This window comes from Streptomyces sp. CNQ085, from assembly GCF_022614595.1.
Lineage (GTDB): Bacteria > Actinomycetota > Actinomycetes > Streptomycetales > Streptomycetaceae > Streptomyces.
This window is the reverse complement of record NZ_JAJFAU010000185.1, coordinates 1-8,218: the sequence shown is the minus strand read 5'-3', so window position 1 is coordinate 8,218 and position 8,218 is coordinate 1. Positions and strand designations below refer to the sequence as shown.

Annotated in this window: 6 protein-coding genes and 1 pseudogene; 2 read left to right on the top strand and 5 right to left on the bottom strand. The window is 74.3% G+C overall.

Annotated elements, in window-relative coordinates:
* Positions 1 to 119: 119 nt before the first annotated feature.
* The 5 genes from LJ221_RS22015 to LJ221_RS21995 all read right to left on the bottom strand — a co-directional run bounded on the left by LJ221_RS22015 (position 120) and on the right by LJ221_RS21995 (position 6,402).
* On the bottom strand, positions 120 to 1,367 hold the full coding sequence (locus LJ221_RS22015) for an amidohydrolase (RefSeq protein WP_241718464.1): 1,248 nt from the start codon (positions 1,365 to 1,367) through the stop codon (positions 120 to 122).
* A gap of 188 nt (positions 1,368 to 1,555) precedes the next feature.
* Positions 1,556 to 2,782 carry a hypothetical protein gene (locus LJ221_RS22010; protein ID WP_374228533.1) on the bottom strand — a complete coding sequence of 409 codons (1,227 nt, stop codon included), beginning with the start codon at positions 2,780 to 2,782 and terminating at the stop codon, positions 1,556 to 1,558.
* 31 nt (positions 2,783 to 2,813) lie between these two features.
* Positions 2,814 to 3,749 (bottom strand): N-acetylneuraminate synthase family protein, encoded by a 936-nt coding sequence (locus tag LJ221_RS22005; protein WP_241718462.1) that lies wholly within the window; start codon positions 3,747 to 3,749, stop codon positions 2,814 to 2,816.
* Between the two features lie 2 nt (positions 3,750 to 3,751).
* Entirely contained in the window at positions 3,752 to 4,996 is a 1,245-nt protein-coding gene (locus LJ221_RS22000) for an N-acylneuraminate cytidylyltransferase (RefSeq protein ID WP_241718461.1), read from the bottom strand.
* A 47-nt stretch (positions 4,997 to 5,043) separates the two neighbouring features.
* Positions 5,044 to 6,402 carry a DUF6716 putative glycosyltransferase gene (locus LJ221_RS21995; RefSeq protein ID WP_241718460.1) on the bottom strand — a complete coding sequence of 453 codons (1,359 nt, stop codon included), beginning with the start codon at positions 6,400 to 6,402 and terminating at the stop codon, positions 5,044 to 5,046.
* Between the two features lie 187 nt (positions 6,403 to 6,589).
* Here LJ221_RS21995 and LJ221_RS21990 point away from each other — a divergent pair, with 187 nt between their 5' ends.
* Together LJ221_RS21990 and LJ221_RS21985 are read left to right on the top strand one after the other, a co-directional pair.
* A complete protein-coding gene (locus tag LJ221_RS21990; RefSeq protein ID WP_241718459.1) occupies positions 6,590 to 7,594 on the top strand; it encodes a glycosyltransferase family 2 protein in 1,005 nt (334 codons plus the stop codon).
* A pseudogene (locus tag LJ221_RS21985) lies at positions 7,591 to 8,218 on the top strand (hypothetical protein); the annotation flags it as partial. The gene LJ221_RS21990 and the pseudogene LJ221_RS21985, both read left to right, overlap by 4 nt.

Here is an 8,218-nt window from a genome sequence, read left to right as displayed (position 1 = left end):
ACGGGGCGCCCCGTCGGCCACCGGCCGGAACGCGGCGTGAGACTGGTCACGCGCCCGCGGTCCGCCGGGGCCCCGCCGACCCCCCGCCGGGCTCCGGCGGGGGGCCGGGCACCCGTGCCCTACTCGCGCTCGGCGTCCAGCAGGGCGGCGGCCGTGAACAGCTCCACGCCCGCCGCGATGGCGCTCTCGTCGACGTCGAAGTCACCCTGGTGCAGGTCGCGCGGCGCGCGGTCGCCCGGCGGGCGCACCCCGAGGCGGGCCATCGCGCCGGGGACGTGCTCCAGGTACCAGGAGAAGTCCTCGCCGCCCAGGCTCTGCTCGGTGTCCTCGACCGAGCCGTGGCCGAGCCGGGAGATCATGGCGTCGCGCAGCAGCTCGGCGGTGGCCTGCTCGTTGACCACCGGGGGGACGCCGCGGATGTAGTCGAGGTCGAACTTGGCGCGGTGCAGCGTCGCGACCTCGTCGATCGCCGCGTGCACCAGGTCGGGCGCGACCCGCCAGGCGGGCAGGTCCAGACAGCGGATGGTGCCGGACAGCTCGGCGTGCTGCGGGATGACGTTGGGGGCGTGGCCCGCCTCCAGCCGTCCCCAGGTCAGGGCGAGTCCGGCGCGGGTGTCCACACGGCGGGAGAGCACCGCCGGGACCTCGGTGACGATCTTGGCCGCCGCCGTGACCAGATCGGTGGTCAGGTGCGGGCGCGCGGTGTGGCCGCCGGGTCCGTCGAGGGAGAGTTCCAACCGGTCGCAGGCGGAGGTGATGGGGCCGGCGCGCAGGCCGATGCGTCCGGCCTCGACCCTGGGGTCGCAGTGGACGGCGACGATCCGGCCCACCCCCTCCAGCACCCCCGCCTCGATGGCGTCGGTGGCACCGCCCGGCAGCACCTCCTCGGCGGGCTGGAACAGCAGCCGCACCGAGTGCGGCAGCTCGCCCCGGCGTGCCAGGCCGGCCAGGACGATCCCCGCGCCGAGCACGGCGGTGGTGTGCACGTCGTGGCCGCAGGCGTGCGCCCGGTCCGGGACCGCCGAGCGGTAGGGGACGGTCTTGGTGTCGGGGATGGGGAGCGCGTCGATGTCGGCGCGCAGCGCCAGCATCGGGCGCGCGCCGCGCTTGGCGTCCGCCCCGCCCGGGTGGATGTCGCAGATCAGTCCCGTGCCGCCGGGAAGCACCCGGGGGGCGAGCCCGGCCTTCTCCAGCCGCTCCCTGATGGCGGCGGTGGTCCGGAACTCCTGGTGGCCCAGCTCGGGGTGCATGTGCAGGTCCCGGCGGAAGACGATGAGCTCGGCACGGAGGGCCTCCGGCACGGCGCCGGGCAGCGCCGTCTCATCGGTGGTCCGGATACTGGACTCTGGCGACAACAACTGGCTCACCCTGTCGAGGGTAAGCCCAGGTGACAGCCGTGTGCAGAGAGAACAGCGAAAGTTCACCCTCCGTAGGGGAGAAAAACAAATCGGCGGTCGCATACGGCCTGATGCGGATGGGTATGACCTTGGATTCCGCTCGGCTCACCCCGTCCGGTATACGGGACGGTACGCCGGAGGGGGCGCGCCCGCCGTGTTCACGGGGCGGGCGGGGCCGACGGCAGCCGCCGCGCCCCCCGCGCGGTGCCGGTGACGCCGGAAAGGAAGCCCCGGGCGCGCGGCGAGGCGCCCTCCGTCAGCCAGGCCGGGTCCACGTCGCAGACCGCCACCGTCACCCCGGTGCCGGCCAGGGCCAGCGGGAGGGTGTGGACGACGGTGGAGGGGAAGCTCACTATGGTGCGGCCTACGGGGCCGCGGCGGGCCACCAGTTCCAGCGGGAGGTCCGGCCGTACGATCTCCAGCCCCGTCCCGGACGCGATGCGGTGCAGCTTCTCCGGGCTCTCGCGGCGGTGGGCGAAGTAGCGGGTGGCGCCGTGGGCCCGGGTCAGGGAGGCGACGGCCTCCAGATAGCGTTCGGGATCCACCACACCGGTCTCCACCAGCGAGGTGCCCACCAGGTCGGTGCCGCCGGTGAGCGCGGGCGGGCCGAAGCGGGCGCGGGTCCAGGCGAAGTCGTTGCGGATGACCGACACGTGCTCGGGCGCCTCGACCGGCATCGAGCTGAACACCTCGACCCGCCGCCGCGCAGACGGTGTCATCCGGCGGCGGGCGGAGGCGGAGACGGGCGCGAAGAGCGCGGCGCGCGCTCCCCCCGCTCCCCTGCGGTGCCATCGCACCAGGCGCTCGCCGCGGGCGAGCTGGGTGACGAACTCCATGGTGGCCGTCCCGTCGTCGACCACCACCACACCCCCCGGTCCTCCCGGTCCCGGCGCGGCTCCCTCGGTGCGGGCGAGGGAGAGCAGCAGCTGCACGTACCGCGAGAACGGGTCGCCCACCACGATCTGCGCGGCGCGGCGCAGCGGGCCCAGCAGGGAGGCGATCGTCCGCAGCGGCGCGCCCGCGCCGCCGCGCGCCTCCTCCCAGCGGACCGTGATCCCCTCGTCGCGCGCCAGCTCGGCCATCCGCCGCAGCTGGCCGCGCGCCATCGCCTCCCGCGGCGGCAGGACGACCACGGTCAGGCCGCCGCTCACCTCACCCTCGCCCCGCGCGGTGTGGACCCGGGTGTGGGCCCACTCCAGGACGTTGAGGAGCTGCACCGGACTCTCGACGAAGGCGAGGGTGCCCGTGCGGCGCCCGGGGCGGCCGACTCCCCCGGGGCGGCGGCCGGGGCGCGCCCCCCGACGCGCCCCGGCCGTTCCCGGCCTCCGGGCCGACTGCGGCGAGACCCCGCCCGGGGTCCCGCCGGGGACTGCGCCTGCGCTCACCTTGGATCGCCCCGTCAGCCCGTCGTTCCCGTCAGACCGCTGCCGGCTCGCTGCCGGCGGCGGACTCCTCGGCCTCGGCCACGACGCCCTTGACCCGGCGCAGCTTCTTCATCGGCCCGATCTCGCTGTCGTAGACCTTCTTCACGCCGTCACCGAGGGACTCCTCGATGGTGCGGATGTCGCGCACCAGGCGCTGCAGGCCCTGCGGCTCGACGGAGGCGGCCTGGTCGGAGCCCCACATCGCGCGGTCCAGGGTGATGTGGCGCTCGACGAAGGCGGCGCCCAGCGCGACGGCGGCCAGCGTGGTCTGCAGGCCGGTCTCGTGGCCGGAGTAGCCGATCGGCACGTTGGGGTACTCGGACTGCAGGGTGTGGATCATCCGCAGGTTGAGCTCCTCGGCCTTGGCCGGGTAGGTGCTGGTGGCGTGGCAGAGCACGATGTTCTCGCTGCCCAGCACCTCCACCGCGTGCCGGATCTGCTTCGGCGTGGACATGCCGGTGGAGAGGATGACGGTACGGCCGGTGGCGCGCATCGCGCGCAGCAGCTCGTCGTCGGTCAGGGAGGCGGAGGCCACCTTGTAGCAGGGCACGTCGAACTTCTCCAGGAAGGCGACGGACTCCACGTCCCACGGGGAGGCGAACCAGTCGACGCCCCTCTTCTCGCAGTAGGCGTCGATGGCCCGGTAGCCCTCCTCGTCGAACTCGACGCGGTGGCGGTAGTCGATGTAGGTCATCCGGCCCCAGGGAGTGTCGCGCTCGATCTCCCACTGGTCGCGCGGGGTGCAGACCTCCGGGGTGCGCTTCTGGAACTTCACGGCGTCGCAGCCGGCGTCGGCGGCGGCGTCGATCAGGGCGAACGCGTTCTCCAGGTCGCCGTTGTGGTTGATGCCGATCTCGCCGGTGACGTAGACCGGGTGGCCCGGACCCACGGTCTTGGCGCCGAGGGTACGGAGGCGGGGGCTGGTCATGCTCAAGACAGTTCCTTTCCGAGGATCCACGAGGCGATCTCGCGGATCGCACCGGCCCCTCCGGGGGTGGAGGTGACCGCGCGGGCTGCGCCGCGTACGACGTCGTGGGCGCTGGCCACGGCGACGGGCCAGCCGACCAGGCCGAAGCACGGCAGGTCGTTGACGTCGTTTCCGACGTAGAGCACGCGCTCCGGCGCGATGCCCTGCTCCTCGCACCACTGCTTGAGGGCGAGGTCCTTCCGGTCGACGCCGTGGAGCACGGGGATTCGCAGCTTGCGGGCCCGTGCGGCGACCACCGGGTTCTCCTCCGTGGACAGGATCAGCAGCGGCAGCCCCGCGCGGCGCAGGGCGGCGATGCCGAGCCCGTCGCCGCGGTGGACCGCGACCGTCTCCCGTCCGTCGGAGTCGACGTACACCCGGTCGTCGGTCTGGGTGCCGTCGAAGTCGAGTACGACCGCGTCGACGTCGTCGCGGGCCGGAAGCGCGCCGGGGCGCCCGTCCGCCCCGCCGTCGAGCAGTGGTGCGAGCGCGCGGGCGCGGGCGAGGTCGTGCGGGTCGTCGATCTCCAGCACGCGCGCCGGGTCGGTGCGCACCGGTTCGGTGCGGCCGAAGAAGCGGTGCCCGGCCGTGCGGAAGCCATCGGCGCGCATCGCGTAGGCGGCGCCGGTCTCCAGCAGGTCCTGCGGCCGGTCCTGGCGGCGCGGACGGTACGCCTTGTCGTGGTTGACGCCGACCCCGCCGCCCGCCGCGTCCCCGGGGGTCTCCTCGCGCCAGACGAAGCCGTGGAAGGGGGCCACGGTCAGCGCGCTGTCGGCGCCGCCGGTCACCGCGGCGGCCACGCCCTCGACGTCCTCGCGGGTGAGGAAGGGGCTGGTGCACTGCACCAGCAGCACCACCTCGGCCGCCCGTCCATGCCGCTCGGCGTGGACGTCCATGGCGTGCAGGACGGCGGCCTCGCTGGTAGCGGTGTCGCCCGCGATACCGGCGGGCCGACGCACCACCTCGGCGCCCGCGCCGCGGGCGGCCTCGGCGATGGCATCGTCGTCGGTGGAGACGACCGTGTGCGTCACACCCCGCGCCGCCAGGCACTCCCGTACCGCGCGGACGACCAGCGGCACTCCCCCGACGGTGGCGAGGTTCTTCGCGGGCACGCCCTTGGAGCCGCCGCGGGCGGGGATCACGGCGAGGACGACGGGGCTGTCGGGACTGCCGGGGCTGTTGAGGCCGCCGGAGACACTGGGGGACACGGAGGACGCTCCTTGCTGTACTGCGGTCCGAGGGATGCCGGGCGTGCTCACAGCTCCCCCATCCGGCGGATGACCGGCGCCACGCGCTGGACGCCATGGCGGTACGCCCCGCGCGCCGCGTCCCGTACGGCCGCCCGGACGGCCCGGCGCAGCCCGGAGGCCGGCCGGCCGGCCTCCGCTCCCGTCCGGGGCGCGCCCGAGGGGTCGAGTCCGTGGCGGGCGAGGATGCCGGGGAGGTAGCCGGGCGCGGTGGTGGACGTGTAGTAGGGGGCGACCGGCGGCAGGGCGGAGCGGGCCAGGAGCTCTGCGACGCGCTCGCGGGCGGCGTCGAAGGCCGCCTCGTAGGGGCCGTCGGCGACGACGCCCTGCCGGGCCGTCCATACCGGGTCGGCCTTGGGCAGCAGCCCGGAGTCGAGCCGGTCCCAGGAGGTCAGACAGCCCGAGCCGATGAAGTGGTGGTTGCCCAGCGCCTCGCGGACGCCGAGATCGGTGAGGATCGCGGTGGGGATGCCCCGGTGCAGCGACTCCAGGGCGGCGGTGGAGCTGACGGTGACCAGCAGGTCGGTGCGGTCCAGTACCTCGCCCATGTGGCCGTAGACCAGGCGGCAGTTGTCCGGCAGCCCGCCGGGGATCCGCGCCGCGAGCTTCTGGTAGGGCTGCTCCTCGATGTGCGTGGTGTGCTCGCCCGGCCTGCTGCGCAGTTTGACCAGCACCTCACGGTCGGGGTGGCGGCGGGCGTGCCCGGCGGCGCGGCGCAGCAGGTACTCGCGGTCGGCGCGGGAGGCGGGGACGGAGGGCTGGACGGCGAAGACGACCGTGTACGGCCGCTCGTCGGACTCCCGGTACGGCTCGCCGCCGAGGAAGGGCAGCGCACACTCCACGACGGCGCCGGCGCCCGCGCCGACACCCTCGTAGACCGCGCGGAAGCGCTCGGCGTCATGCGCGGAGTTGGCCAGGACGACATCCGCGCCGTGCCGCAGCAGCAGTCCGTCGGCGAGCTTCTCGTAGACGACCCCGACGTAGCCGGTGACGGTGACCGGGCGGCGATCGCTTCCGTCCAGACGGTGGGACAGGCCGTGCAGCATCGCCTGGACGGTGCCTCCGACGCAGGAGAGCACCACCGCGTCGTACGCGTCGCGGTCGGCCAGACGCAGGAACTCCGCGGCCGTCACCTCGCGCAGCGAGGCGGCGCGCACGCCCACCTCGTCGAGCTGGCGTGCGGTCGGGGTGGCCCGGCCGCGCAGCAGCAGTCCGTCGATACGCGCGCCGGGAACGATGCGGTGCGCGGTGAGCGCACCCCATTTCCAGCGGGTGTCGGAATCGGCGAGAACGGCGATGCGTGTCGCGTTGTCCGGAGCGCTGTCCGAGGCGTTGTCCGGGGAATCCGATGCGGTACGTGATGGCACGTTGCAGACGCTAGAAAGACATTCCGATTCTCAGCCCAACGCGAACACAACAGACGGTTAACAGCACACTGACGTAAGGCCAACCAGTTCCCCGGAACGCGGAATTCACCATTCCGAAACCTCGATTTCACCCACCTGTACACTCTTGGACAGCATTGATGGCGTTCGGGCCCCTAACCTCTCCGGAGTGGTCAAGCTCTCCGTCATCGTGCCGTTCCGCAATGTTCGGCCCTACGCCCCCGACGCGCTCCGGAGCCTGCGCGCCAACTCGGCCGCCTTCGGAAAAGGGGACATCGAATTCATTCTGGTCGATGACTTCTCGACCGACGGCACCTCGGAACTCCTGGAACGCGCGGAAAAGGAAATCCCCGGCGCGGTCCTCGTGCGCCACCGGCTCCAGGGCGGCGTGGCCCGCGCCCGTAACACCGGCCTGAACGCGGCGCGCGGACGGTACATCGCCTTCCTCGACGGCGACGACTGGGCGGCCCCCGGCCACTACCGCGAACTGCTCGCCGCCGCCGAGGCGCTGGGCTGCGACTTCCTCCGTACCGACCATGTGCGCAGCACCGGCCGCCGGCGCACCCTGGTCCGGGCGCCCGAGGGCCGCCGGGGCAGAGTGCTGGACCCGCGCGACGCCATCCTCCCCGCGCACCGCACCACCGCGGTCGACTACGCCTACGCCTGGGCCGGCGTCTACCACCGGCGGCTGCTGGACTCCGGCCTCCTGCGTTTCGACGACGGTCTGCACACCGCCGAGGACCGGCCCTGGATCTGGCGGCTGCACCGCGAGGCGGCGTCCTTCGCCGTGGTCGGCCTGACGGGCCTCTTCTACCGGCGCGGGGTGGCCACCTCGCTCACCCGGACCGGCGACGAGCGGCAACTCGACTTCCTGCGCGCCTACGACCTGCTGGTGGAGGAGACCTCCCGGGACCGGGAGGCCGCCGCGCTGCTGCCGAAGGCCGTGCGCACCTACTGCGCGGTCATCCACCATCACCTGACCGGCGACCGCTTCGAGCCGCGGCTGCGCCGCACCCTGCGTGCCCGCTGCGCGGCGGCCCTGCGCCGGATGCCCGGCGAACTGGTGTCGCAGGCGCTGGACTCCATGGGCGCCGAGCGCGCCGCGCCGCTGCGCCGGCTGCGGCGCCGCCCCGCCGTGTCCCCCGCCGCGTCCCCGGCGGAGGCCGTCCGATGAGCGCGGACCACCGCGACGATCCCCCCGTGCGGCTGCTGGTGGCCTCCACCCCGCACGGCGTGGCGCTGCTGGCCGCCGCGGCGGACGCGGGTCTGCTGGGGGCGGCCCGCGAACGGTTGCTGCTGGTCGCGAACACCGCCCCGATCCCCGAGACCGTCCCCGCCCCGGACGCCCTGCCCGGTTTCCGGCCGCTGCGCGACCGCTTCGGCCGAGTGCTGTCCTGGAACGCCGCCGTCACCCCGCTCCACCCCGCCGCCTGGACGCCGCGCCCCGACGACGCGCCCCTGTGGGAGCGGCAGTTGCGCTCCCTGTGGGGCCTGGGCGACACGGCGGTCGAGCTGGTGGTGGAGCGCGTCGAGACCGGTCCGGGCCGGGCGCTGGCCCAGATCTTCCCCGACGCCCCCCTGACGGTGTACGCCACCGGACTGTCCGCCTACGGGCCCACCCCCGACAGGCTGGACCCGCTGGTGGGCACGCGGGTGCGGCGACTGCTCCACCCCGGCCTGGCGCCCGGACTGCGCCCGCTGCTGCTGGCGGAGTTCGGGGTCGAGGCCGGCCAGGTGCCCGGCGAGGCGCTGCGGGCCGTCGCCGCCCGGGCGGCGACGGAGCTGCCCGACCCGGGAG

Bases quoted from the DNA above. Each gene is read 5' to 3' on its own strand.
- LJ221_RS22005 (WP_241718462.1), bottom strand. From the start codon at position 3,749: ATGACCAGCCCCCGCCTCCGTACCCTCGGCGCCAAGACCGTGGGTCCG.